Origin of the sequence: Kitasatospora azatica KCTC 9699 (assembly GCF_000744785.1) — a bacterium.
Taxonomy (GTDB): domain Bacteria; phylum Actinomycetota; class Actinomycetes; order Streptomycetales; family Streptomycetaceae; genus Kitasatospora; species Kitasatospora azatica.
Genome location: NZ_JQMO01000003.1, coordinates 5545504 through 5570310 on the forward strand (window position 1 = coordinate 5545504; position 24807 = coordinate 5570310).

A 24807-nucleotide genomic window follows, 5' to 3' on the forward strand; every position below is an offset into this window, starting at 1 on the left:
GGCCCGCGCTGCACGGCTCCTCGGGAGCGGTGCGGCGCGGGCCGCTGTGGTGTGCCCGTGGGCGCGGGCCGTGGGCGTGGGTTACCAGCGCGCGGACTGGGTGGTCAGTTCCGCACGGCCGGCCAGCCGTTGGTTGCGCGGGTGCTCGCGCTTGAGGAACCAGTGGCGGGCGGAGACCAGCCACCACAGGGCGGCGAAACCGACCACGATGGCGACCGCGACCGGCGCGTAGTTGAAGTTCTTCGCGGTGATCGGGTTGACCTGCGGCAGCATGAACAGCACGGTGATCAGGACCACCCAGGCCACCGCGACGACGCCGATCGGGCGGCTGTACCTGCCCAGGTGCCAAGGGCCGCGGTGGAAGTTGTCGCCCTGGCGCAGGCGCAGGAAGGTCGGGATCACGTACGCGATGTACAGGCCGATGGTGGCGATCGAGGTCACGGCGGCGTAGGCGGTGGCGTTGATCAGGTCGGGCAGGCCCAGTGCCAGCGCGCCGCCGACGGCCAGCCAGACGGCCTTGGTGGGCGTGCGGGTCTTGGGGTTGATCTGGTGCCAGACCTTGCTGAACGGCAGCGCGCCGTCGCGGGAGAAGGCATAGATCATCCGGGAGTTGGCGGTGACCGAGGCCATCCCGCAGAACAGCTGGGCGCCGATCACGACCAGCAGCAGCAGCTTGCCGCCGGTCATGCCGAGGGCGTCGATGAACACCTGGGCCGGCGGCACACCGGTGGTGGTGCTGAGCGTGCTGTCCCAGTCCTGGATCGCGAAGGTGAGGCCGACGATCAGCACGAAGCCGGCGATCCAGGAGAGCCAGATGGAGCGGACGATGCCGCGCGGGCCGGAGACCGCCGCATCGTTGGTCTCCTCGGTCATGTGGGCCGAGGCGTCATAGCCCGTGAACGTGTACTGCGCGACGAGCAGGCTCAACAGGCCGACGTAGAAGGAGGACTGGAAGCCGGTGCCGTTGACGAAGTGCCCGAAGACGAAACCCACCGACTGGTGGTGCGAGGGCACCAACGCCAGCGCGCCGACGATCAGCAGCACACCGCCGACGTGCCACCAGACGCTCACGCTGTTCAGGACCGCGACCATGCGGACGCCGAAGGTGTTCAGCGCGCCGTGCAGCAACAGGATGCCCGCGAACAGCATCATCGTGTGCTGCGGCGTGGTGGCGAAGCTCCACTGCAGGTCGAGGTAGGCGTTCAGGAAGGTGGCCGCGCCGAAGTCGACGCCGGCGGTCACCGCGACCTGGCCCAGCACGTTGAACCAGCCGGTGAACCAGGCCCAGGCCGCGGCCGACTTCTGCGGGGCCATCTCCTTGGCCCAGAAGTACAGTCCGGCGGAGGTCGGGTAGGAGGAGCAGACCTCGGCCATCGCCAGGCCCACGAACAGGGTCATCGCGCCGACCAGCACCCAGCCCCAGGTGAGCATCGCGGGGCCGCCGGTGGTCATGCCGAAGCCGTAGAGGGTCAGGCAGCCGGACAGGATCGAGATGATGGTGAAGGAGACGGCGAAGTTGGAGAAGCCAGACATGCGGCGGGCCAGGACCTGGGTATAGCCAAGTTCGGCGAGGCGTTCCTCGTCTGACAGGTGATCGGCTTCCAGGGGCATGGGCGTTCCTCTCGGGGGCGAGGGGGAGCGGGACGGGGGAGGGCAACACGTACGGGGACGCCGGGGAGCCTGCCGCCGGCTCAGTTCGAGCGGCGCCAGCGGGGAGTTTGGGGAGGATTGACCGCGCGCTCGCGGTGCTGCAGGAACAGCTGCTGCGCGTCGCCCGTGAAGCCCCACGGCGTCCTGGTGGCGAACGGGCCGATCGCCTCGAAGACCTCCCGTGCCTCGGCGTGCCGGCCGGCCAGGCACAGGGCGTAGGCCAAGTAGTTCGCATCGTCCGCGAAGTTGGCGTGCGGCTGTGGCGAGCGGTAGTACCACCAGCGCTCCAGCACCCGGTCGATGTCCGGGCAGTCGGCCCACGGGTTGAGGCTGAGTCCGAGGCCCCGCGGGTTCTGCCGCAGCCGGTGCTGGTGGTGCTCGGCCTGGGCGACCAGCAGTACCACCGGGATCGGGGTGCCCTGCGGGGTCTGATGGGTCCGCTCGTGCGCCCAGTCGAACATCATTGCGCTGCCGCCCTGGTGACGCGGCATCAGGAAGGCCAGCATCTCGTGGTGACCCTCACGGCTGTACGGATCCCGGCGGCAGGTCTCGGTCCACAGGTCCTGCATCAGCGCGCCGTCCTGCGCGAGCGTGCGGGCCAGCGCCATCAGCACCAGCCACGGAGACGGGTCCGGCGGCGCGGCGTCCGCCGCCTGGACCGTGGTCTGCCAGGCCAGATCGGCCAGTTCCTGGCTCTCGTTGCGGCCGGCCAGGATCGCCCTGAGCGCCTGGACGTGCGCCAGCATCACCAGGGCGTCGGGGTTGTCCGGTTCGGCGGCGGCCCAGGTCTCGGCCCAGCGCAGCCGCACGCCCTGGCGGGCGAGCACCTGGAGCCGGAAGACCCTGCGGTCCCAGTTGTACCCGGTGGCGGCGATCAGGTCGCGCGGGGCGTCCCAGCGGCCCATCGCGGCATCGTCGCAGACCGTCCTCAACTCCCGGTCGTCGCGGGCGGGATGCGGGTCGATCTGGAGGGAGCGGCCCGGTCCCCTAGCCACGGCAGTTCCTTGCCATCCTTGAAAACGGGGACTTCGGGGTCACAGGTCGCTCTTCTCCGTATCCCGGATCCGCGGACGCTCGTGCGGACACACTCGGGGGCTCATCGACACACGGTTACGCAGCGTCAGCTGCAGGTAGCGGTACAGGCAGTAGAAAATCAGACCCACGTGCGGTCGCAATAGGGCTCACAGGGGGTCCACTTGCCGCAACAGGGCACACACGGGTTAAGCGGGACCTATGAAGAGGTCACAGTCACATACGAATTCAGCGACCATCCCTCACCAGGACGCCGTCGGTCCTACAGTCCCTCCATGACCAGTGGCACCGAGAGCGCACCGGCCCCCACCCGTCGCGGCAACGGCCAGCTCATAGCTCTGATCGAGCAGGCCGCGATGTCGAACAAGGAATTCGCCCGCGCCGTGCGCGCCACCGCCGTGCGGCACGGGCGGGACGCCAAGTGCACCCACACCAGCGTGCAGCGCTGGCGGGACGGCCGGATGAGCCGAGCCGTGCCGCCGGAGCTGATCGCGGAGACGCTCTCCCGCGCGCTCGGCCGGATCGTCAGCACCACCGACATCGGCATGGCGGGCCCGAGCCGATCCCAACGTCCGCTGTGGACGGCTGAGTTCCTCGAATCACCGGCCGAACTCAGCTCCGTCATGCGGGCGCTGTGGGTCAGCGACCTGGAACAGGAGGGCGCCGTCCGCAGCGAGATCCCGGCCACCGCGCTCAGCGGACCGGGACTGCACTGGCTTATGGCCGACAGGGTCGCCGCACCCGTCGGCCGGGGTACCGGCCGTGAGGTGACGCCCGCCGACCTCGCCGGCTTCCGTGACACCCTGCACGCCTTCGACCTGATCGCCCGGCGGACCGGCGGCGCCGCCGCGCGGCTGCCCGCCGTGCAGTACCTGCACACCAGCCTGACGCCGCTGCTGACCGGCCGCTACCCGGCCGAGACCGGGCGCAGCCTGTTCGGCGCCGTGGCCCTGGCCCACCTGGGCATCGGCCGCTACACCCACGACGCGGGCCTGCACGGGCTGGCCAGGCGCTACCTGCTGCTGGCCCTGTGCTCGGCGCACCAGGCCGACGACCGGCTGCTCGGCGCGCACGTCCTGACCACCCTGGCCGAACACGCCGCCGGTGCCGGCGACCAGCCGGCCACCGCCAACCTGGTGCGCGCGGCACTCGGCGCGAGCAGCGGCAGCAACCCGCGGGCCCGGGCCGCCCTCTACGCGGCCCAAGCCCACGCACAGGCGGCCCGGCAGGACGGCGAGGCGGCCACCCACAGCCTGGCCGCCGCGTCCCGCGGACTGGCGCACGCGATCCCGCAGGACGCCCCGTGGCTCGACTACTTCGGCGCGGCGGAGCTGGCCGACACCGCCCTGCGCTGCCGCCTGGAACTCGGCGATTTCGCCGCTGCCCCGGCCGACTTCGCCGCCGCCACCGCGGCCCGGTCGCCCGACCGCCTGGTCGACCAGGTACTCGCCCGCTGCCTGCTGGCCACCGCCTACTTCCGGCTCGGCGATCCGGTCCAGGCCTGCACCGCGGTCGAGGCCGCCCTGAACGGTGCCCAGGGCCTGCAGTCCGGCACGGTCGCTGCCCAACTCGCCCAACTGGCCACCTACCTGGCCCCGCACCGCGAATCCCCCCGCGCTGCCGCCCTGCTCCGCCGAATCCGCCGATGCGGCAGCCCCCTTGGCAGCCCGGACACACCCCGGTCAACAGGCGCCGCCACCCGTCCGACCCACTGACTATCCTGCTGCCGCCGGCAGTCGCGGACGTCCATGAGGGCATTGTCCACGCCTGATCGTGGCGGCCCGGGCCGGCGGCAGCTTCTAGGATCTGGGGCATGTCAACACGACTTGTGCAGATCACCATGAAGGCCCAGGACGACTCCGCGCTCGGCCGGTTCTGGGCGGAGGCACTCGGTTGGGGTGTCGACAGCGAGGGGCCCGGCGTGACCAACCTCGAACCCGTGGGCTTCGCCTACCCCGACCCGGTGGCCGTCTGCATCGACATCGTCGCCCGTCCGGAACCCAAAACGGTGAAGAACCGGGTGCACCTCGATCTGGCCACCACCTCGGCCGCCCATCAGGCGCAGTTGGTCGCGCGCCTGAAGGATCTCGGCGCGACGCTCGCCGACGTGGGACAGGGCGACGTCCCCTGGACGGTCATGGCCGACCCGGAGGGCAACGAGTTCTGCGTCCTGGAGCCCCGTGCGATCTACCAGGACACCGGGCCGATCGCCGCGGTGGTGGTCGACTGCACCGACCCAGGAGCGATGGCCCGGTTCTGGGGCGAGGCGATGGACTGGACGCTGCACGAGGTCACCGACGACCACGCGGCCATGCGCTCCGCCCAAGGCGTCGGCCCCTACCTGGAGTTCCTCCGCACCCCGGACACCAAGAGCGGGTGGAACCGCGTCCACCTCGACGTCCGCCCCTACGCCGGCGACGACCTGGCAGCAGAGGAAGCCCGACTGCGTGCGCTGGGCGCCACCGACCCGGGCATCGACCAGTCCGCAATCTCCTGGACGGTTCTGGCCGACCCGGAGGGCAACGAGTTCTGCCTCCTCGCTCCTCGCTGACCTCGAGCAACAGCTCCCGTCGGAGTCGGGCCTCGGCCGTGCCAACGAGTACCCAACGAGTACCGGTACGGCCTGGGGGCGCCTTCACCCTCGCCGCGCGGATGACGCCTCCGGTCACCGTCATCGCCCAGGACCCGGTCGCGATCGGCACGACCGCCGCCCATCTGCTCTTCGCCCGTATCCACGGGGACACCTCCCCGCCCCGCACGATCGTCATGCCCACCACCCTGATCCCGCGCGGCTCCGGCGAGATCCTCGGGCCCTACGCGCAAGGAAGCTGACCATGGCCCCAGCAGACCGTGAGGCGCTCTCCCGCGACGAGTCGCCCGCCGTCCGCAAACTCCACGTCGTCCGCGCGGCCCTCGGGCGCCAGTCCGGGCTCATCGGGGCCGCCCGCCACGCCATGGCACACCGACCCACCAGGTCGCACCCGCCGGCGCCGCCGTAGGCGGCGACCGCTTCCCGGTTGGCCCCCGCCCTGTGCTCGCGACGGCAACCTGTGACGCGCCGCCTATTCCACCATGCGAAATGGTGCTTCCGAATTTGATGCGTCGCTTACGTCGCCGGAATCGCCAGGAAATGCACGGCCCGTTCCCTGTACGTCAGCTGGCACCTGGTCTGCCTCCCCTGACGGCGCACGTGTGCTTCTGCAGGTCAGCCCAGCATGGAGAGAGCATGACGACGACAGCGAGCAGCACACCCCTCACCCCGGCGCCGGTCCCGGCAGAGTACTCACCGCGCCTCTACAACGAAGACCTGGCCCCCACCACCGAGCGGAAGTGGGGGGCGTTCAGCATCTTCAACGTCTGGACCTCGGACGTGCACAGCCTCTACGGCTACTTCCTGGCCGCCAGCCTGTTCCTCGTCGCCGGCAACGCCTTCAAGTTCGTCATCGGGATCGGCGTCGGCTCGCTGGTGATCTACTGGCTGATGACGCTGATCGGCAAGGCGGGCGTTCGGACCGGTGTGCCGTACCCGGTGCTCGCCCGGGCTTCGTTCGGCACCTTCGGCGCGAACGTCCCGGCGCTGGTGCGGGCCGTGGTCGCCACCTTCTGGTACGGGGCGCAGACCAGCGCGGCCGCCGGCGCGATCGTCGCCTTCCTCACCAGATACAGCGGCCCCAGACACTTCCACGAGACCACCCACCTGCTCGGGCACAGCGGCCTGGAGGTGGTGTGCTTCCTGGCTGTGTGGGCCGCTCAACTGCTGGTCATCAGCAAGGGAATGGAGACGGTTCGCCGCTTCCAGGACTTCGCCGGGCCGGTCGTCTGGCTGATGATGCTGATCCTCGCCGTCGTTCTGTCGGTCAAGGCCGGCGCACTGTCCTTCTCGGTCGACATGCCGGCCGGCGACCTCGCCGCGCTCGCCAAGAGCTCGACCGGCCTGGACGTGGCCCCGGGCTCGCTGGCCGCGATAGCGGCGATCGCGGCGACGTGGATCACCTACTTCGCGGCTCTCGTCCTCAACTTCGGTGACTTCGCGCGATTCGTGCCCAACGAGAAGACGCTGCGCAAGGGGAACATCTGGGGGCTGCCGGTCAACCTCGTCCTCTTCTCCTTCGTCGCCGCCCTGACCACTGCGGCGGCCAGCAAGGTCTACGGCCAGGTGATCCTCGAACCTGCCAAGATCTCCGCCAAGTTCGACAGCGTCTACCTCGTCCTGCTGGCCGCCCTGACCTTCGCGGTCGCCACCCTGGGCATCAACGTGGTCGCGAACTTCGTCAGCCCGGCGTTCGACTTCGCCAACGTCGCCCCGAAGTACATCGACTTCCGGCGCGGCGGCCTGATCGCTGCCGGCGTCGCGCTCCTGCTCTACCCGCTGCACCCCTGGGACAACGCGCCGAGCTTCGTCAACGCCATCGGCTCGACCATGGGCCCGATCTTCGGGGTGATCATCGTGGACTACTACCTGATCCGCAAGGCGCGGATCGACGTCGCGGCGCTCTACCAGGAGAACGGCGAGTTCCGCTTCCAGGGCGGCTGGAACATCCGAGCCTTCGCCGCCGCCGCCGTCGGCGCGGTCTTCTCCAGCCTCCTCCCGATCTACGGCCCGGCCGGCTACGGCGCGGCGCTCGGCCCGTACAGCTGGTTCATCGGCGTCATCGTCGCCGGCTCGCTGTACTTCGCGGTCAGCGGCGGCAGGAGCCGGATCCTCCCGGCGCTCCCGGCGGACAAGACGGCCTGATTCGTCACTGTGGCCCCCCGGCCCCCGGCTCGGGGGGCGGGGGGGCCACAGCCGTCGCCCGTCGTCGACGAGCGCTGGTGGCTCGGGAAAGCAGAAAGTGCTGGTTGAGATGAATCTCAACCAGCACTTTTACGGAACCCGTGGGCTCACGTTCGGTGTCCGAGGGCCGAGTTGAACCACACGCACATGCCGCCGCTGCGCGGGGAACCATCGCCGGCCAACTAACCGGCCTGGTACTTGCCTGTCTCCCGGTCGCGGTAGATCGCGCCCGACTTGCGCAGCTGCTCCAGGTCCCGCCGCACGGTGCGCGGGTCGGGCTCGACCACATAGCTTGCGCGGGCGCGCACCCAGTCCCAGGCGCCGCCGCCCTGCCGCATCGCCTGAAGGAGCTGGTCGCGCCTCTCGATGGCCGAGGTGGGTGCGTCGGGGGTGTTCTCGTTCATGGCCATCATTCTCGCCCAGGACCGGCACGCCTCCCAACGTTACGGTGGGGCACGAGGGCCTCCTGAACTCGGTCGAGGTGCCGCAATCCCCACCGAGCCGGAAGGCCCTCAACCGTTCACCCCGTACGGTCAGCCGCCCGCTACCGGCCGCAGGTCCATCGCCAGTTCGCCGCCGTCCCGGGGGTGCACGGTGCAGTAGGCGAAGCGGCCGGCGCCCGACAGCCAGTCGGCCTGGGTCGGGCCGAGCACCGCCCGGGCGAAACTCAGCGAGGGGTGGGTGGATTCGACGTCCGTGGCGGCCGTGTCGCAGTCGCTGTTCAGAAGGGCGAGGGCGGTGTGCCACTTCGCAGCAAAGGTCGGATCGGTGAGGGTGAGCATCTTGACGACCTGCGCCTGGTGTGGGCGGGCGCAGTCCAGCCGCGTCCAGCCGAGCCCCGCGTCCAGGTTCGTGTCCAGATCACTGGTCGGCTCGGTGTAGGAGAGGCAGTCGCCGGGGTGCAGCTGCGGCGGGAGCGGGATGGCGGTCGGGTGGTTCGGCTCCCACCCGGGGGTGGCGGCGGTGTCGGAGGTCGCGTACGGCACGTCGAGGACCTTGACGGCGGCCAGGGCGAGGGCGAGCACGGCCGCACTGCTCAGGACGGCCCGGCGCACCCGGTGCTGCGACCCCTTGGCCCCCTTCGGTGCGCGGCCCATGGGGATCTGCCGCACCGTCTTCGGGGCCTTCCGGCCGCCGTGCCGCTCGGCCAGGCGGCGCAGCTGCTCGGCGACCGGCGCGGCCTCGGCCGGGCGCTCCGCCGGGTCGGGCCGGAGCAGGGAGCCGATCAGCTGCTCCAGCTCCTTCGGCACGTCCGGGCGCAACTCCCGCAGCTGCGGGCCACCGGCCGGCGGCCACCCGGTCAGCAGGGCGTGCAGGGTGCCGCCCAGCGCGTACAGGTCGGCCCGGGCATCGACACTGCGGCCCGTGTACTGCTCGGGGGCCATGTAGGCGAGGGTGCCGGCGGCCGTGGTGCGGTCGGTGCTCCCGGAGTCGTCCGGGGCCTGCGGGCGCTCGTGGACGAGGCCGAAGTCCAGCAGCTTGACGGCGCCCTCCTCGGTGAGGAAGAGGTTGCTCGGCTTGACGTCCCGGTGCACCAACCCGGCGGCGTGGGCCACCGCCAGGGCCTCCGCTACCCGGGCACCCACCTCGGCGGCCCAGCCCACGGCGACCGGGCCGTCACCCCGGCGGGTCTCCAGCGAACGTCCGGCCAGCAGCTCCATGACCAGGTACGGCATGCCGTCGAACTCGCCGAAGTCGTGCACCACCACGATCCCCGGGTGCTGCAGCCCGGCGACGGCCCGCGCCTCGCGCAGGAAGCGCTCCCGGGAGTCGGTGTCGGTCCGGTGCAGCAGCTTCACCGCCACCCGCCGGTCAAGCAACTGGTCCTCGGCAGCCCAGACCTCGCCCATCCCGCCGGCGCCCATCGGACGGTCCATCAAGTACCGTCCTGCCACGACCGTGCCGCTCTGCACCGCGTCCGCCCTTCGTCCTCGTGATCATCGGAGAGCGGCCCAGCATAGAGCTACCTCCGTCGGCGGCCTCAGGGCTGGACGGTCTCCTGGTACTGGTCGGCCGGAGCGGGGATCGCGGTGACCACTCCTACCGCCGGGCCCCGGAAGGGCAGGCGGAGGAAGACGCCTGGAAACCGGCTCGCGAATGCCCATGTCTCCCACTGGTCCTGCGTGTTGACCGCTGAGGCTCGAGTGAGGGCGTCCTCTCGACGCCAAAAACGGTTGGCGACGGCGCTGGGTGTCGGGCATGCTCCGCGCGATGAACGACGATCCAGAGGTCTTCCAGTACGTCCATCCAGTGCTCGCCCTCACGGATGTACGACCTCAGGACCTCACGAAGTGACGCCGGGCCGCACGTACCAGGTGGCCAGGACTCCGCACTGCGGCCCGGGCAGACAACTCGGTTCGGCGAGGGTGCGGTTCGTGCTGGAGGACCAGGTGTTTCTGGCGGCGCTGCTGGCGCGGCTGCCGCGCGCGGTACTGCGACGGCTGCGCCTGGTGGTGCGGCCGGACACGGTGTTGCGGTGGCACCGCGATCTGATGCGGCAACGTCACGCCGTAGCCAGCCGCCGCCGGCGTGTTGGGCGTCCGCGTACCTGCGCCTCGATCCGCCAGCTCGTCCTGCGCCTGGTCAGCGAGAACCCGCCCTGGGCTATCGGGAATCCACGGTGAACTCGCCCTGCTGGGCATCCGTGTGGCCGCGTCGAACGTGTGGGAGATCCTCAAATCGGAAGGTATCGGCCCCGCTCCCGACCGGGCATTGACAACATGGGCCGATTTCCTGCGTTCCCAGGCTGACGCTCTCCCCACAACTACCACCGCACCCACCGATCCCTCCAAAGCGCCGCCCCACTTCGGGCACTGCCCACAGCGATCATCGGACCACAGCAGATCAGCCGCCTCGACATACGACGCCACGACCGTCTCGGCGGCGTGATCCACGAGTACCAGCACGCGGCCTGACCAGTGCGGACGGGGATTTCGGCACGCACACCGTGGCGCATGGCACGGGGCAGGCTGCCAGGTCTCCCTACCGGGCCGGTAACCGTGCTGCGGAGCCTTCGGCGCCCGCCCCGGCGACGCGGAGGGATCGGACGAGGGATTCGTGGAGCTCGGGTGCGATGCTCAGGGCGACTTTGAGGAGGAGTGGCACCAGGCGGACGGGGTCGGCAAGGGCCACGGCGGCGGAGTCGCTGGTGGTGCGGGTGCGGAGATGGATGTCGAGGACCGCACGGGCTTCCGTGTGCCGGTCCTGGCCGATCAGGTCGGCCACGGCCGTGCCGATGTCCAGGGCAGAGCGGTTCATGCACTGCCGCCGTAGTTGATCGCCGTCGGCGGAACGTCCGGTGGCACTGAGGGCGTCAGCGGCGGCGAATACGAGGTCGAGCGGGAGAGCGGCCACCTCCCACAGCAGTGTGGCCCAGTCCGCGGCCAGGCCCGCTCGTTCCAGTTGCTCGGCCAGCAGGGGGAACCGTGCGGCCGGCTGGTGTGCGGTCTCCGCGAGGACGGCGTGGGCCTGGCCGCCGAGGTTCTGCGCGCGAAGTTGCCGCAGCAGCTCAACGGTGTGGGTGACCGCCGCGCGGTCCGCGTCGTCCACCGAGGGTGCGACCCGGACAACGGGCGTGTCCTCGGCACCTGCGAAGAAGCGCGCACCGCGCGGAACGCCGTCCGCTCCCGGCGGAGCAGGAGCCGCGAGGGTCACCACGGAGGCTGTTGTCGCCGCCCCGGAGAACCGGGCGCCGCGGGGCGCGGCCACGGTCTGGGTGAGCGGATCCGCACCTGCCAGGTCGGTGGAGTCTGCCTCGTCGTTGATGTCCAGACCCGCGAACCGGGCGCCACCGCGCTGCCGGCGCCTGTGCTTCTGCGCGGGGGCCGTGGCGGGCTGCGGATCCGACGGCCGGGGACCCTCGGGCGAGGGGAGGAAGGATGGCGCTTCGACCTGTTCCAGGGCCGCCTGTTCCAGGGCCGCTACCCGGCTGCGAAGTTCGTCGATGCGACTGCAGATCCGCGCGTGGTAGTCCCGAGCCCAGGCCAGATCGCTCTCGATGGCACGTAGATCGTCCATGCCGGTGACGCAGGCGCTGATCTCCTGATGAAGGTCCCGCAGACGGCGGGTCGAGCGATGCTGCTCCTCCCGCAGCAGGCGCAACCGTTCGGCGAGCGTCGCCCGGACCCCGTCCCCACGGTCATAGGCGCCTACCGCGGCGCGGTACAGGGAGCGGAGCCGCGTCGCCTCGTACCGGGCGCCTTCCACGCCCTTGGCCGTGGCGAGGTCCTGGAGCAGGGACTCGATCACGTCCCAGGGCGGAACCTCCCGACCCTCCAGGCAGTCACGCATGCCATCGGTGTCGCGCTGCCAGAACTCCCGGAACCAGCTGCCCTCCCAGTCAACGAGCGCTGCGACCCCGCACAGACGCTCCGCCAAGTGCCGCATTGCATCAGGAGGTTCAGAGAGCCCCCTCGTGGTCGTCACATCCGCCCCTCGACACTGGATCCGTCTCAGGAGCACAGAACACCACGAGTGTTTCGGGCTTACTACGGAGGCTTTTCCGGCACGGCACGTTCCTTATCTGGTGCAGCCGGTCGAAGACGCCGGCCTCCTGCCACCGCTCCAGGCGCCGCCAGCAGGTCTGCCCGGACCCGAAGCCCAGCTCCAGGGGCAGTTGCTGCCACGGGATCCCGGTGTGGAGCACGAACAGGATGCCCTGCAGGCACAGCCGGTCCGACACGGGCTTCGGACCGGGAGACCGCTCGGGCCAGGCCGGCAGGACCGGCTCCCACCACCCCAAGTGAGGAGCCCTCGCCCAGGCGCCGCAGGTGCGCGGGCTGTCCTGCGACTGTGCGGGCCGTGCGGGGCAGATGCGGCAGGGCGGGACGGCTCGACGGCCGTCCCGCTCCGCTTCGCGCGCGCCCCGGGGAAGGCGCGCGTGGGCTATGCCGCGACGCCGCTCTGCTGCTCCTTGCGGGTGCGGAGGAATGCGGTGGTCAGGACGCCGACCAGGACCAGGACCGTGTTGACCAGCACGGCCAGTCCGACACCGTCGAGCACACGCTGAGTGGTGATCAGCGCACCGGTTTGGGTGGCGACGATCGAGCTCATGATCGGGGTGCCCATGGTGATGCCGATCTGCTGGGTCATGGTGGCCAGTCCGGTGGCCATGCCCTGTTCGTGGTCGGGCAGGCCGGAGGTCGCGGTGACCATGAATCCGACGATGACGTACATGTTGCCGATTCCGCCGATGAAGGTGGCCGGCAGCAGCAGCCACAGGAAGGCGTGGCTGACGCCGAGGGCGAGCAGCGAGGCGGTGGCGGCGGCCTGGATCAGACCGCCGATCACCAGAGTGCTGCGAGTGCCGGTGCGGGCGATGACCTTGGCCGCGGTGGAGCCGCCGATCACGGTGCCCAGGCCGAGGACGCCGAAGGAGAGCCCGGCGGCGAGGGCGGAGAAGCCGAGGACGTCCTGGAGGTAGAGAGTCATCAGGAAGACCAGGGAGGTCTCGGTGAGGAAGGCGATCAGCCCGGCGGTGTTGCCCCAGACGACGGTGCGTCGCCCCAGGATGGCCACCGGCACGAGCGGAGCCGCCGCGCGGCGTTCGACGAAGTAGAAGGCCGTCAGGAGGGCGGCGCCCAGCGCCAGGGTGAGCAGCGCGGTCGGGTCGCTCCAGCCGCGCTGCCCGGCCCGGGTCAGACCGAAGACCAGCGAGAGCAGGCCGAGGGTGACGGTGGCGGCTCCGGGCAGGTCGAGCTTGGGACGGCTCTGGGCGCGGCTCTCCTTGATGACGCTGGGGGCGATGATCAGGACGGCGAGGGCGAACGGGACGTTGATGAAGAACGCCCAGCGCCAGTTGAGCAGGTCGGTCAGGATGCCGCCGAGGATGGCGCCGGTGGTGAAGCCGGCCGACATCAGGGCGCCGTTGAGGCCGAGCGCCTTGTCGCGCAGCGGCCCCTCGGGGAACGAGGTGGTCAGCAGGGACAGGCCCGCCGGAGTGACGGCGGCGGTGGCCAGGCCCTGGGTGACGCGGGCGATGATCAGGACCGTTGGGCTGGTGGCGAGGCCGCCGGCCAGCGAGGCAGCGCCGAGCACGGCCAGGCCGGTCAGGAAGAGCCGCCGGCGCCCGAAGAGGTCGGCGACCCGGCCGAACAGCAGCGTGAAACCGGCCGCCGACAGGGCGAAAGCGGTCCCGATCCACTGCAGGTTGCCGAGCGGGAAGCCCAGTCCGTTGCCGATCACCGGCAGCGCCACGTTCAGGATGGAGAAGTCCACCGCGAGCATGAACTGAGCGACCAGCAGAACGATCAGCACCAGCAGTGACCGCCCCGACAGTTTGGACGGGTCCTCCCTCTGGTCGGCGCGGGCAGCGGGCCGCTGTTCCCGGATGTTCAGATCGTCGACCGCGGACATGGCGCAACCCCTTCGTCGTGGTGTCTGCTACGAGAAAGAGCCTGCACCGGGGCGCCGCGGCTACCCAGATCCTTGCGGAAGGTAGCCGGGCGTTTGGTAGGACCGCCGAAAGTAGCACTCGCAGGGTTACCTTGAGCCCGACTCCGGGCCCTGCGCGCGGGCAGACTGGTGCCATGGAGACACCGACCGCGCTGGGAGAGTTCCTGCGCAACCGACGCGCCCAGCTGCGACCGGAGGACGTGGGGCTCAACCCGAGCGTCAACCGGCGGCGGGTTCCCGGGCTGCGCCGTGAGGAGCTGGCGATGCTGGCCGGCGTCAGCGTCACCTACTACACGCGCCTGGAGCAGGGGCAGAGCACCAACGCCTCGGACGGGGTCCTGGACGCGCTGGCGCAGGCGCTGCGGCTGAACCGGGACGAGCACGCGCACCTGCGCAACCTGGCCCGGCCGGAGCGGGCCAAGCGGGTACCGGCGGTGCGCCCGGAGCGGGTCCGCGCCGCCACCCGGCATCTGATCAACGCGATGACACGGGTGCCGGCGGTGGTGCTCGACCGGCGCAACGACGTGCTGGCCTGGAACCCGCTGGGCCACGCCCTGCTGGCCGGCCACCTCGCCCCGGACAGCCCGGACCTCCCCGCCGAGCGCCCCAACCTGACCCGACTGCTCTTCCTGGATCCGCACACCCGCGAGCTGTACATGTACTGGGACGAGGAGGCCCGGGTCGCCCTCGCCGCCCTGCGACTGGTGGTCGGGCGCCACCCCGAGGACCAGCGACTGGCCCAACTGGTCGGCCAACTGACCATCCAGAGCCCTACGTTCGCCGCCCTGTGGTCGCGCCATCCAGTCCGCAACTGCACGGTGGGCAGCAAGTCGTTCCACCACCCGCTGGTCGGCGCGATGGAGCTGAACTTCGAGAGCATGCGGCTCTCCGACGAGAGCGGCCACCGCACGATGCTGTACAGCGCGGAGCCCGGCAGCGCCTCGGCGGCCGCGCTCGATCTGCTCGCCGACACGGTCGCCGCCAGCCGCCTGGATGCTCTGCGGACCGCACCCCACCTGGCCGCCCCCGCCCCTGACCGCCGTTGATGGGTCTATCAGGAGAATTCCTGATACTCCCCCTTAATCTGGTCTACGACGTAAAGAAGCGGATCGTGACTGTAGAGTCGCGACCCGCATCTGCTATGTGCGTAACGAAGTGTCCGAGGTCGGACACAGACCGTGAGCCCACAGCGGTCCGGGGTGGTGGGGGAAGCTGGACCTGGGTGCTTCCCAGTGATCAGTGAACGCTGCCCGGGGGCCTGGCCGCAACAGCGCGGCAGACTGCGGCAGCGGTCAGCGCGCGGACGCTCTGCGGCGGCGGGATCGCAGGTACCCGCCGCCTCCGACAGCGGCGAGCAGCACGAGGCCACCCACCGCCGCCGGCTGCCAGGACGTCGGCGAGGCCGACGCAGCGGGCGCGGCGACCGGCTGGGCAGACGCCGTCCCGCCCTGCCCCTGGTCCTGTCCCTGGGTCAGCCCGTAGCCGCCGGCGAGGCCCTTGCGGTCGTAGGCGGAGCCCGGGAGCTTGTCGCCGTACCGGCCGTTGACCAGCTTCTGGTAGGCGGCGAGCGTCACGCTCGTCCTGCCGCCGAGGCCGGTGGTCGCCTCCTGGTTGAGCGGCTCCACGGTGCCGTTCTCGGTGAGTTGGTACCAGGCGTGGATCTGCGGTTCTGTGAAGGTGCGGGCCTTCGCGGTGCCGCGCTCGGCGAGGCTGAGGTCGGAGTCGCCGTCGCGGATGCCGGCCAGCTGCCAGCTGTGATCCTGGCTGTTGGGGGCGAGCAGCACGGCGGCCTGGTGCCCGTCGGCGGCAGTCACCCGGGAGGCGAGGTACGACAGCCGGAGCGCGTTCTGAGCAGTGGCCGCCGTCTTGCCCGTGACGAAGTCCGGGGTCAGTTCGTAGAGCGGGACCGGGTTCTTGTTCAGGTCGAACCGCGGTGCCGGGGTGGTGTTCGGCACGCTGCGCGGAGCGCCGGCTGCCCCTCCGTCGGCGCCTGCGGCCGGGGCGGCCGCGCGCGGCGCCGAGGTGAGGAACCGGGAGACGGTGTCGTGCACCTGGGCGGAGCCGAGGACCTGCTGGGCGGCTCCGTAGTCGGGAATGTCGCTCCCGCCGTTGCCGCCGTCGGCGAACGCCGGGCCGGCGGCCAGCAGTACGGCCATCAGCGGGGCGGCCAGGGCGGCCAGCGCGGCCGGCCGCGCGACGGTGCGGGGCAGGTGTGTGGTCTGCATGGTCGGTCGCCTCCTCAGGCGTGGATGCCGATACGGGAGTGGGTCCACTGGAACTGGTTGTTGGACGCGTAGGTGGAGTAGTTCCACCAGGTGTACGTCTGGGTGGTGGGCCACGGGTCGCCGACCGCGATCATGTTGCTGGTGCTGTCGTAGCCGTAGATGACGTTCATGTGGCCGCCACCGGTCGACCAGCCGATGCGCACGGCGAACGGCCGTCCGTTGGCGATCTCGTTGCTGGTCTCGCCGAACGAGGCGCTGCGGTAGAGGTCGTAGCCGTTGTTGCGGAAGCCCATCTTGGCCAGGCCGTTGGCCATGTCGTCCAGGGTGGCCGGCTGGTCGTTGCAGTCGAGCCAGCTGCCCTGGGCGGCGAGGTGGCAGAAGTCGTACTGGCTGTACTGGTTGTAGCCCCAGTAGTTGGCGAGGGTCAGCCCGGAGGCGTCCCAGCACCACTCGTCCTGTACCTGCTTCTGCATGGTGACGCCAAGGGCGGTCCAGCTGGTCGGGCGGACCGACGTGCAGGTCGCCAGGTTGTTGGTGTTCTCCTGGATGAAGGCGTCCGCTATGTAGTAAGTCCCGGACCAGATCCACCGGTTGTCGTTCTCGACCGTGTCGCCGGTGGTACGGCAGATCATCGGGATCCGGTCGCCGACCGCCGAGGTGCCGGTGATCCGGGAGGAGACGGAGGGCAGGCTGCGCTGATTGACGGTGCTGTACTTGCCCTGACCGGCGATCACGGTGCCGGTGGGCTGCCCCGCCTGGGCGAACGCGCCGATGGCCAGCGTCAGTGCGCCCGACAGCAGGGCGACGACGGCGGCTATGAGCGCTTTCTTGCGCCGGGAGGCGCGGTGGCGGTGTCGGTGCATGGTGCTCCTTGGGTCGAGGAGGGTTGTGCCCGGTCGCGGTGGGCCGGCGTTGGTGTCGACGACGGCAGCGGCGGCGCGGGCATACCGGGGGCAGGTGGTGGTCCCGCGTTCCGGTAGGTGGAGCGGCGAGCTCAGCGCCGGGGACCGAGGGCCGGCAGTCCGCGGCCACGGCGAACAGCCATGGATCGCGGACTGCCGCCGCCGGCCTCCGTCCTCGGCGCTGTGCCCTAGTGCCGCGTGGACTCCCTGTGCGGCAGGCAAGTTGACGGATTGCCGGGCTGACTTGTCGTCGGCATTGCGTCGATGGTCGACGTGCAGCGCGGCCGGGACGGCAGGCCGTCTCGGTCATTCGGTCGCTCCCCGGACGCTGCCCGCCGGGACCGCAGGGCGGGAAGCCTCGTGATCGGCCGGCGAGTCGCTCCGTTGTGACCGGGCAAGCCGCACCTCATTCCTGTCGGGGATGGAAGTGCCCGGAAGTTTGCCAGAACGAAGATCGGCAGTGGAGTACCCAGTTTCTACGCGCGAAGATGTCGTCATTTCAACAAGGAAGCCGAGTAGATTTGACGGATCGTCAGTGCCAGTGCAGATCGCGCCAGTTGTCGGATGCGGTGAGTGGTGGTCCAGTCCGCTCGGCATGCTGCTCTGCATACGTCTATATCAAACCGTTATGCACGGCACGGCACTATTGGAAACGCAGTCAAATAGTGCAATTGCACAGAGTGTGTGCAATGTTACTGGGTGTCGATCGGTCCGGAGTGCATCTGGGAGGGGTCATCGGTCGTCGTGAGCGGTCACCGCTTCGGTCGTAGGCTCCAGTCGTGAGCTCTGCGGGTGCCCCGATGAACTGTTCGGTCATGTCATGAGCTTGATCGTCGATCAGAAGCCGACTGTGGTCGCTGCTCTCGCCCGGGCGAATCGCCCGCCTGGACAGACGCCGCCACGACCGGCTCGGCGGAGTACTCCACGAGTACCGACACGCTGCCTGACCTGGACGGACGGATTTTCGGCAGGCGCAGTCCCGAAATACGTCAAGAGGCCCCGAGCGGGAGGGTCGCTACCGGTTGCTCGGGGCCTCGGTGACTACGGAGCGAAGGCTCAGCAGCGGTGGAGGGATTCGCAGTCTTCCCAGCGGGTGCCGGTGTCCGGGGCGGTGGAGCCGGTGGACGGGGCCGCGAGGGAGCGAGGGGCAGCAGGGGAACTGCTGGGGGCCTGGTGGCCGGTGGCGAGGCGGACGGCGATGGCGTCGAGGATGCCGTGCGGGACGGGGCCGGTGAAGTTGTTCAGCATCGCGGTGAAGGCGAGGTGGTGGCCGTCGGGGGTGGTGACGTAGCCGGTGAGGTTGTCGACGCCGCTCATGGAGCCGGTCTTGGCGTGGACGTTGTTGGCGGCGGCGGTGCCACGCATGCGGTTGGCGAGGGTGCCGCCGACGAGGCGGTCGGGGTTGCCGGCGACGGGGAGGGCGTTGTACCAGGCCTGGTACCACGGCTTGGTCTGGGCGGCCTTGAGGAGACCGGTCATTTTGGCGGGCGTGATCAGGTCGTAGCGGGACAGCCCGGAGCCGTCGACCTGGCGGCCGGCGGGGGTGGTGATGCTGTTGGCCACCAGGAAGTTCTTGATCTGGGTGATGCCGGCGGTCCAGGTGCCCTGGCCGGCCTTGACCTTGCCGATCTCCTTGGTGAGGTGCTCGGCCATGCCGTTGTTGCTGAGCTTGAGCATCGGCACGACGAGTTCGGAGAGCGGCGCCGAGTCGTGGCTTGCCAGTGGCTGGGTGTCCTCGGTGCCGGTGGCGGCCCGGACATCGTTGTGGATGACGTGGACGCCGTGGCGTTCCAGGGCGCCGGCGAAGACGTCGCCGGTGTAGACGGCCGGGTCCTCGACGGTCTGCCAGAAGGTGACGGGGGCGGCGCCGGATGGCAGACTGCCGTTCAGATCGAGCGAGTTGACGGAGCGTCGGCGCTCGACATCTGCGGTGGTGGTGCTGCCCGCCGCACCCGTGGTGATCTTGCCGTTGAGCTGCATCGGCGCCTCGGCGGGGGAGAGGCTCACCCGGGCGTCGTCCCCGGGGTTGGCGCCCGGGGTGACCGTCACCTGCACGGTGTCCATGGTGTACTCGGAGTCCGGGGCGACGGTGAGGCCGGATATCTGCGGGCTGTAGCTGTACGGCTGGTCGTCCCAGGCCCAGCCGGGGCCGTACGGGGTGGAGTCGTAGCGGGTTCCGTCGGCGAGCACGCGGCCGGTGACGGTGGTGATGCCCGAGTTGGCGACCCGGGCGGCGAGGTCGTCGAGGTCCCCGGGTCGCAGGCTGGGGTCGCCGCCGCCGCGCAGTAGGAGGTCGCCGACCAGCACCGGACCGTGCACGTTGCCGGCGGTGCGGACCTCGGTGGTGAACCGGTGGTCGGCGCCGAGCAGTTCGAGCGCGGCGGCCGAGGTGACGGTCTTGAGGGTGGACGCCGGGGTGAGCAGGGCATCGGGCTGGTGCTGGTAGAGCACCTGGCCGGTGTCGGCGTCGATGATCTGCACGCCGGCCTGAGCGTTGGTCAGCCGCGCATCGGCGAGGATCGCGCCGAGGTCGGTGGTGAGCGTGGGATCGGCGGGCGCAGGGGTGTCCGCCTGGGCGGATCCGACGAGCAGGGATGCGGCGAGCATCACGGCGGCGAGCGGCAGAGTGCGGCGCTGCAGGCGTGCGGTCAACAGGGGCTCCAAGAAGCGGGTCGGTGGGGGCGGTTCCGTCACGCCCCGGCCCGCGCGCAGGCGCGGGTGGCCGACCGAAATACCCCCATTTGTCGTGATCATGCTATCAGTCGGGCGATAGGCGATCTGAGGGTGTGTCATGAGTAGTCACGCGCTGACGGCCGGAAAGGTTGCACGGAGCGCTCGTTCGGCCACACGTACGGCCGGCAGCGTCAAGCCCAGGTGGTGACACCGGGACAGGTGCTGGTCAGCATCATCGTGACGATCAGCGCATCGCCTCGGATAACCGGCGGGATCACCGGTGGGACCACGGCGGCAGGTGCGGATCTCCTGATCGAAGGCCGCCCCACGGGAACAGCAGATCGCCGACCTCGTCCACCACGCTGGCAGCCTCGCTGACGTCCTACGTGACGCCGACCCCGAAACCAAGCGGCAGACCTACGTTGCCCTCGGCCTGCGCTGCCGTTACAACCACGCACAACGCAAAATGCAGGTCAGGGGGGCGCGAAACGATGAACGCCCGCACTTGCCCGAAGGTCTGGTACGGGCGCCGATCCATGCTGCCCGGAAATCGAGCACCGTGGGAAATCGTGTGTCCTAAGCCCGTACGTACATGCCGCCACCGCGTGGGGAAACGCAGTTGGTGTAGACGTTGGTCGCCTTTTCCGGGACCCTACTCCGAAGAGGCATGAAAACGCGGATCATGACGCCGTGCCAGTGTTTCGCTCGGCTATTCGGTGAGTACCGACATGCTCCGTGGCCAGTACGGCTGAGCTGTCGGCACCCGCAAGGCGGGAACCACAGAGCATGCCTGGTCGTAAGGGTGCCTGATTTGCGGCGACGGTGCTGACCCGGGGCCTGTTAAGCCCGGAGACGAGAGTGACGCGATATCTGCCACCTCGGCGGGGTAAAGCGTTGAGGCATACCCGAACGGCTCCTTTGAGTAGTGGAGTCGATACGTAGCGTGGTCTCGTGGTGAATGGGCCGCACGGCCCGTGGGATGTGACAGCGGCCGGGCACAAGGCCGTACGGCGCGAGGTGCTTTACGCGGCCAGTTCCGCGAACACGCGGGACACCCTTCGCCACCGCGTCCCTGTCTCCAAGAGCGCCCGTGCCTGTCGGCACCGGCGCCCATTGCCGACCGCCCTCACACGGACGCAGCCCAGTCGGGCACGCCGCGCCAGGGCTGTCACTGTCACGGAAAGATGGATCATGCAGCTTCCTCGTACGCCCCGCTTGCCGGTGCCGGCCCGTCGCGCCGAGCGCCCTATGGCCGGAATGGGAGTCCTTGCTCTGCTCGCTGCAGCCGGCCTCGCCGGCCTCACGCCGGGCACCAGTGCCGCTTCCAGTCACCGTGAGGCCCCGCTCATCGCGGGCGACCCGCGCGCCGACAATACCGACGTGTATGCCTTCGTCAGTCCGGACAAGCCCGACACCGTGACGCTGGTGGCGAACTGGATCCCGTTCGAGGAGCCCAACGGCGGCCCGAACTTCTACCCGTTCGCGGACGACGCCCACTACACCATCAAGATCGACAGCGATGGTGACGGCAAGCCGGACACCACCTACACGTGGACGTTTGCCAACCACATCCGCGACGACGCGAACCAGTTCCTCTACAACACCGGCGTCGTGAAGACCCTGGACGACCCGAACCTGAACTTCCGTCAGACGTACACCCTGACGGTGACCGGCCCCGACGGGTCGGTGAAGACACTGCTCAAGGACGCGCCAGCGGCCCCGTCGAACGTCGGCAAGGCCTCGATGCCCGACTACGCCTCGCTGCGTCAGCAGGCGATCGTCGACCTGCCGGGCGGCGGTCAGACCTACGCGGGCCAGGCCGCCGACCCGTTCTTCCTCGACCTGCGGGTCTTCGACCTGCTCTACGGCGGGAACCTGAAGGAGACCGGCCACAACACGCTGGCCGGCTACAACGTCAACACCATCGTGCTGCAGGTCCCGAAGAAGGACCTCGCGCTCAAGGGCGACGCGTCGCGCAACCCGGTGATTGGCGTGTGGTCCACCACCGACCGCAAGGGCGCGATGGTCACCAGCAGCGGTGACAAGGGCCGCGAGGGCAAGGGCGGCGAGGGCAGGAAGGACGAGGGCAGGAAGGACGACAAGGGCGGTGAGGGCTGGCACCAGGTCTCGCGCCTGGGCAATCCGCTGGTCAACGAGGTCGTCGTCCCGCTGAAGTACAAGGACGCCTTCAACGCGCTGGCACCGGAGAACGACCACACCGTCACCCCGGTGGTGGACAAGGTCAAGGATCCGATCGTGCCCAAGCTCATCCAGAGCATCTACGGCATCCCCGCACCAGCCACCCCGCGCAACGACCTCGTCGAGATCTTCCTGACCGGGATCTCGAAGAACTCCGGCGGTCCGATCCAGGCCGACCTCAACTCGCAGCTGCTGAACGCCGATGTCAGCAAGGACAAGTTCACCCCCGCCGAGGAGCTGCGCCTCAACATGGCCGTGCCGCCCACCGAGTCGCCCAACCGGCTCGGCGTGCTCGGCCAGGACCTGGCCGGCTTCCCGAACGGCCGGCGCCTGGCCGACGATGTCGTGGACATCGAGCTGCAGGCCCTGGAGGGCGCGGCCCAGACCGGCAAGATCGTGCCGGCGCTCGCGGCCGGTGACGGCGTCAACGCCCCCGACCACGCCTTCGGCAAGCACTTCCCCTACGTCGCGCTGCCGAACACCGCAGCCGTCAACCAGGCCGACTCCGACAACCCCGGTGGCGGTGTCGCCGCAGGCTTCGGCGGCCTGGTCGGCATGGGCAAGGAGGGCAGCTTCCCGGTCGTGGCTGCGTCCGCGCTGGGCGGCGGCGTCCTGCTGAGCGGCGCCGGGTTGCTGGCGCTTCGCCGTCGGCGGGCCGCCGAGTAGTGGCCCGCTTTCTACGTCCCGGCCGCCTTCCCCTCTCCAGGGGCGGGCGACCGGGGCCCGCCCCGTTCCCGGGACGACGCTCCGTCTGGCGCCCGGCGGCTGCTCTGGCGGTGGCCGCAGGGCTGGTGCTGTTCGGGGTCGGGACGATGGGGCTGCTTCAGCGTCCGGATGCGGCAGTGGTAGCGGCCCCGAACATCGGCGCTTTGCCGGTGCCTTCTCCTTCGGCCGGGCCTGTGTCTGGACCGCAAGCCGCAGCCAGTGCCAGTGCGCTTTTGACCGGCGAGCCGTCGCCTGGCCGGCACGCGCCACCGGTACGGCTTCGCATTGCCCGCATCGGCGTCGACACTGCGGTGGCGGACCTTCAGGTAGAGGAAGACGGCCACCTCGCCGCACCCGGCGACCCCGAAGTAGCGGGCTGGTGGACCAACGGGCCGTCGCCCGGCAGTGCGGGAAACGCGGTCCTTGTGGGGCATGTCGACTCACGGACCGGGCCCGCGGTGTTCGCCGGCCTGTCCGTCCTGCGACCGGGCGACCGCATCGACGTGGACGAGGCCGACGGCACCACTGTCTCCTTCACGGTCCAGGCGCTGCGCGGCTACACCAAGGACAACTTTCCCGACGGCCTGGTCTACGGCCCGACACCCACCCCCGGCCTTCGGCTGATCACGTGCGGCGGCATCTACGACCGCGACGCCCACGAGTACCTGTCGAACCTCGTCGTCTTCGCCGAGCCCGCACCGCCCGCGACCTCCCCGACACGGTCAGCCTCAGCCACCTCCCCAGCCCAACGGAGCGTCTCGTGACCAGACCCAAGCCGTTCTCCGCCCTGCGCCGCCGCCGGCTCCTGCCCGTGGCGGCCGTCGGCGTCCTGGGCGTTGGCATGTTCCTCGCCGGCGGACTGGGCCTGGCGTCGCCCTCCGGCATCGGGCAGTCCGACACTGGGCCGGCCGCACGCCGACCGGGGACGGTGCATGAGGCGAGCACCTCCGCCGACACCCTGGCCGGGGACATCGCCGGGCTCCAGGAGCGCCTGCGCGAAGCGCCCCAGGACGCCCCCGCACTGGGCACGCTGGGCCTGGACTACGTCCAGCAGGCCAGGATCACCGTCGACCCGTCCTACTATCCCAAGGCTGAGGCGGTCCTGACACAGTCGTTGAAGCTCGACGCGGCAGACAACTTCACCGCCATGGCCGGGATGGCCGCTCTGGAAGCCGCCCGGCACAACTTCGCCTCGGCCCTGGACTGGGCCCAGAGGGCCATTGCGGTCAATCCCGACAACGCGACCCTCTCCGGGATCCTCGCCGACGCCTACACCCAGCTCGGCCGCTACGCTGATTCGTTCGACGCCGTGCAGCACATGGTCGACCTCAGACCCGGCACCCCCTCACTCGCCCGCGCCTCCTACGCCTGGGAACTGCGTGGCGACGTCAACGCCGCCACCGAGAACATGACGCGTGCCCTGAACGACGCCAACACTCCGGCCGACCGGGCTTTCACCCTCTATCACCTGGCCCAACTGGCCCTCGAGAACGGCGACCCGAAGACCGCCCTCGCGCACGCCGAGGCGGGCCTGCGCGCCGCCCCCGGCTCCGCCGAGCTGCTGGAAGGCCGTGCCAGAGCCGAAGCTGCGCTCGGCAACGCCGACGCCGCCCTCGCCGACTACACCAGCGCGGTCGCCAAGGTCCCCCAACCCTCCTACGTCCTCGAACTCGGAGAGCTACTCCAGTCCCTGGGACGCACCAGGGAAGCCGAACAGCAGTACCAGGTCTTCCGCGGCGAGGAGAAGCTCTTCACCGACAACGGCGTCGCCCTCGACAGCGACCAGACCCTCTTCGAGGCCGACCACGGCGACCCCGCCAAGGCCCTGTCCCTCGGGGAGAACGGCCTGCGCACCCGCCCCTTCGTAGAGATGCACGATGCCTACGCCTGGGCCCTGCACGTCAACGGGCACGACACCGAAGCCCTGGAACAGTCACGTCAGGCGACCGCCCTCGGCATGCGCAACGCCCTCTTCCACTACCACCAGGGAATGATCGAGAAAGCACTCGGACACCCCGATCGGGCCCTCGCCGAACTCCACCAGGCACTGACCATCAATGACCACTTCAGCCCGATTCACGCCCCCGTCGCCCGCGCCGCCATTCAGGACCTCGGCGCCGGACAGTAGCGGCGACGCGGCTCGTGAGCAGGCAGGGGCGCTATGCCGATGAGTCCTGTGCGCGGTGGGCGCTGCCCCGGGCTTCGCCGAACCGAGGGATGGAGCTGATCTGTCCCGGTCGGCATGCCGGACCCG

The 24807-nt window shown here is 70.1% G+C and carries 18 protein-coding genes and 2 pseudogenes; 10 read left to right on the plus strand and 10 right to left on the minus strand.

Features of this window, described 5'->3' with window-relative positions; translation table 11 throughout:
* Nucleotides 1-81 precede the first annotated feature (81 nt).
* A complete protein-coding gene (locus tag BR98_RS35135; protein WP_035851445.1) occupies nt 82-1611 on the minus strand; it encodes an amino acid permease in 1530 nt (509 codons plus the stop codon).
* An 80-nt stretch (nt 1612-1691) separates the two neighbouring features.
* The gene (locus BR98_RS35140; RefSeq protein WP_051970927.1) at nt 1692-2645 is read right to left on the minus strand and encodes a hypothetical protein; all 954 of its coding nucleotides are present in this window, start codon (nt 2643-2645) and stop codon (nt 1692-1694) included.
* 312 nt (nt 2646-2957) lie between these two features.
* On the opposite strand from BR98_RS35140, the gene BR98_RS35145 reads away from it, so the two are divergent.
* The 5 genes from BR98_RS35145 (at nt 2958) to BR98_RS35160 (ending at nt 7417) form a co-directional block, all read left to right on the plus strand.
* Nucleotides 2958-4397, plus strand: a complete 1440-nt coding sequence (locus BR98_RS35145; protein WP_035851447.1) for a hypothetical protein — start codon at nt 2958-2960, stop codon at nt 4395-4397.
* A gap of 98 nt (nt 4398-4495) precedes the next feature.
* The gene (locus BR98_RS35150; protein ID WP_035851448.1) at nt 4496-5233 is read left to right on the plus strand and encodes a VOC family protein; all 738 of its coding nucleotides are present in this window, start codon (nt 4496-4498) and stop codon (nt 5231-5233) included.
* 101 nt (nt 5234-5334) lie between these two features.
* A complete protein-coding gene (locus BR98_RS35155; protein ID WP_035851449.1) occupies nt 5335-5514 on the plus strand; it encodes a substrate-binding domain-containing protein in 180 nt (59 codons plus the stop codon).
* 2 nt (nt 5515-5516) lie between these two features.
* Nucleotides 5517-5681, plus strand: coding sequence for a hypothetical protein (locus tag BR98_RS39960; RefSeq protein WP_157538100.1), 165 nt, complete (start codon nt 5517-5519; stop codon nt 5679-5681).
* A gap of 227 nt (nt 5682-5908) precedes the next feature.
* Nucleotides 5909-7417 (plus strand): NCS1 family nucleobase:cation symporter-1, encoded by a 1509-nt coding sequence (locus BR98_RS35160; RefSeq protein WP_051970929.1) that lies wholly within the window; start codon nt 5909-5911, stop codon nt 7415-7417.
* Nucleotides 7418-7638: 221 nt separating this feature from the next.
* Here the strand turns inward: BR98_RS35160 and BR98_RS35165 are convergent, their stop codons facing one another.
* Both BR98_RS35165 and BR98_RS36945 read right to left on the minus strand, forming a co-directional pair.
* Nucleotides 7639-7860, minus strand: coding sequence for a hypothetical protein (locus BR98_RS35165; protein ID WP_035851451.1), 222 nt, complete (start codon nt 7858-7860; stop codon nt 7639-7641).
* Between the two features lie 129 nt (nt 7861-7989).
* On the minus strand, nt 7990-9333 hold the full coding sequence (locus BR98_RS36945; protein ID WP_051970931.1) for a serine/threonine-protein kinase: 1344 nt from the start codon (nt 9331-9333) through the stop codon (nt 7990-7992).
* A 489-nt stretch (nt 9334-9822) separates the two neighbouring features.
* Between BR98_RS36945 and BR98_RS38700 the strand changes: the two are divergent.
* Nucleotides 9823-10213 (plus strand): annotated as a pseudogene (locus BR98_RS38700) (integrase); the annotation flags it as partial.
* Between the two features lie 225 nt (nt 10214-10438).
* On the opposite strand, the gene BR98_RS39965 reads toward BR98_RS38700, so the two are convergent.
* The 3 genes and pseudogenes from BR98_RS39965 to BR98_RS35190 all read right to left on the minus strand — a co-directional run bounded on the left by BR98_RS39965 (nt 10439) and on the right by BR98_RS35190 (nt 13810).
* Entirely contained in the window at nt 10439-11833 is a 1395-nt protein-coding gene (locus tag BR98_RS39965) for a hypothetical protein (protein ID WP_157538102.1), read from the minus strand.
* 142 nt (nt 11834-11975) lie between these two features.
* Nucleotides 11976-12197, minus strand: a pseudogene (locus BR98_RS41850) (transposase); the annotation flags it as partial.
* A gap of 143 nt (nt 12198-12340) precedes the next feature.
* Nucleotides 12341-13810: an MFS transporter gene (locus BR98_RS35190; protein ID WP_035851452.1), complete on the minus strand. Its 1470-nt coding sequence runs from the start codon at nt 13808-13810 to the stop codon at nt 12341-12343.
* A gap of 173 nt (nt 13811-13983) precedes the next feature.
* On the opposite strand from BR98_RS35190, the gene BR98_RS35195 reads away from it, so the two are divergent.
* On the plus strand, nt 13984-14895 hold the full coding sequence (locus tag BR98_RS35195; protein WP_035851454.1) for a helix-turn-helix domain-containing protein: 912 nt from the start codon (nt 13984-13986) through the stop codon (nt 14893-14895).
* A 246-nt stretch (nt 14896-15141) separates the two neighbouring features.
* Here BR98_RS35195 and BR98_RS35200 read toward each other — a convergent pair whose 3' ends face one another.
* The 3 genes from BR98_RS35200 to dacB form a co-directional block, all read right to left on the minus strand.
* Nucleotides 15142-16074: a hypothetical protein gene (locus BR98_RS35200; protein WP_051970939.1), complete on the minus strand. Its 933-nt coding sequence runs from the start codon at nt 16072-16074 to the stop codon at nt 15142-15144.
* Between the two features lie 14 nt (nt 16075-16088).
* Complete coding sequence (locus BR98_RS36950) at nt 16089-16937, minus strand: papain-like cysteine protease family protein (protein WP_051970941.1); 849 nt, start codon at nt 16935-16937, stop codon at nt 16089-16091.
* A 1095-nt stretch (nt 16938-18032) separates the two neighbouring features.
* Nucleotides 18033-19628, minus strand: coding sequence for a D-alanyl-D-alanine carboxypeptidase/D-alanyl-D-alanine endopeptidase (gene dacB / locus BR98_RS35210; protein ID WP_051970944.1), 1596 nt, complete (start codon nt 19626-19628; stop codon nt 18033-18035).
* Between the two features lie 1212 nt (nt 19629-20840).
* Between dacB and BR98_RS35215 the strand changes: the two genes are divergently transcribed.
* From BR98_RS35215 to BR98_RS35225, 3 genes are all read left to right on the plus strand, one after another.
* Entirely contained in the window at nt 20841-22514 is a 1674-nt protein-coding gene (locus BR98_RS35215; RefSeq protein WP_035851455.1) for a DUF4331 domain-containing protein, read from the plus strand.
* 110 nt (nt 22515-22624) lie between these two features.
* Nucleotides 22625-23317, plus strand: a complete 693-nt coding sequence (locus tag BR98_RS38710; protein WP_157538106.1) for a class F sortase — start codon at nt 22625-22627, stop codon at nt 23315-23317.
* Nucleotides 23314-24681, plus strand: coding sequence for a tetratricopeptide repeat protein (locus tag BR98_RS35225; RefSeq protein WP_035851459.1), 1368 nt, complete (start codon nt 23314-23316; stop codon nt 24679-24681). The genes BR98_RS38710 and BR98_RS35225 overlap by 4 nt, the downstream gene beginning before the upstream one ends.
* Nucleotides 24682-24807: the final 126 nt, after the last annotated feature.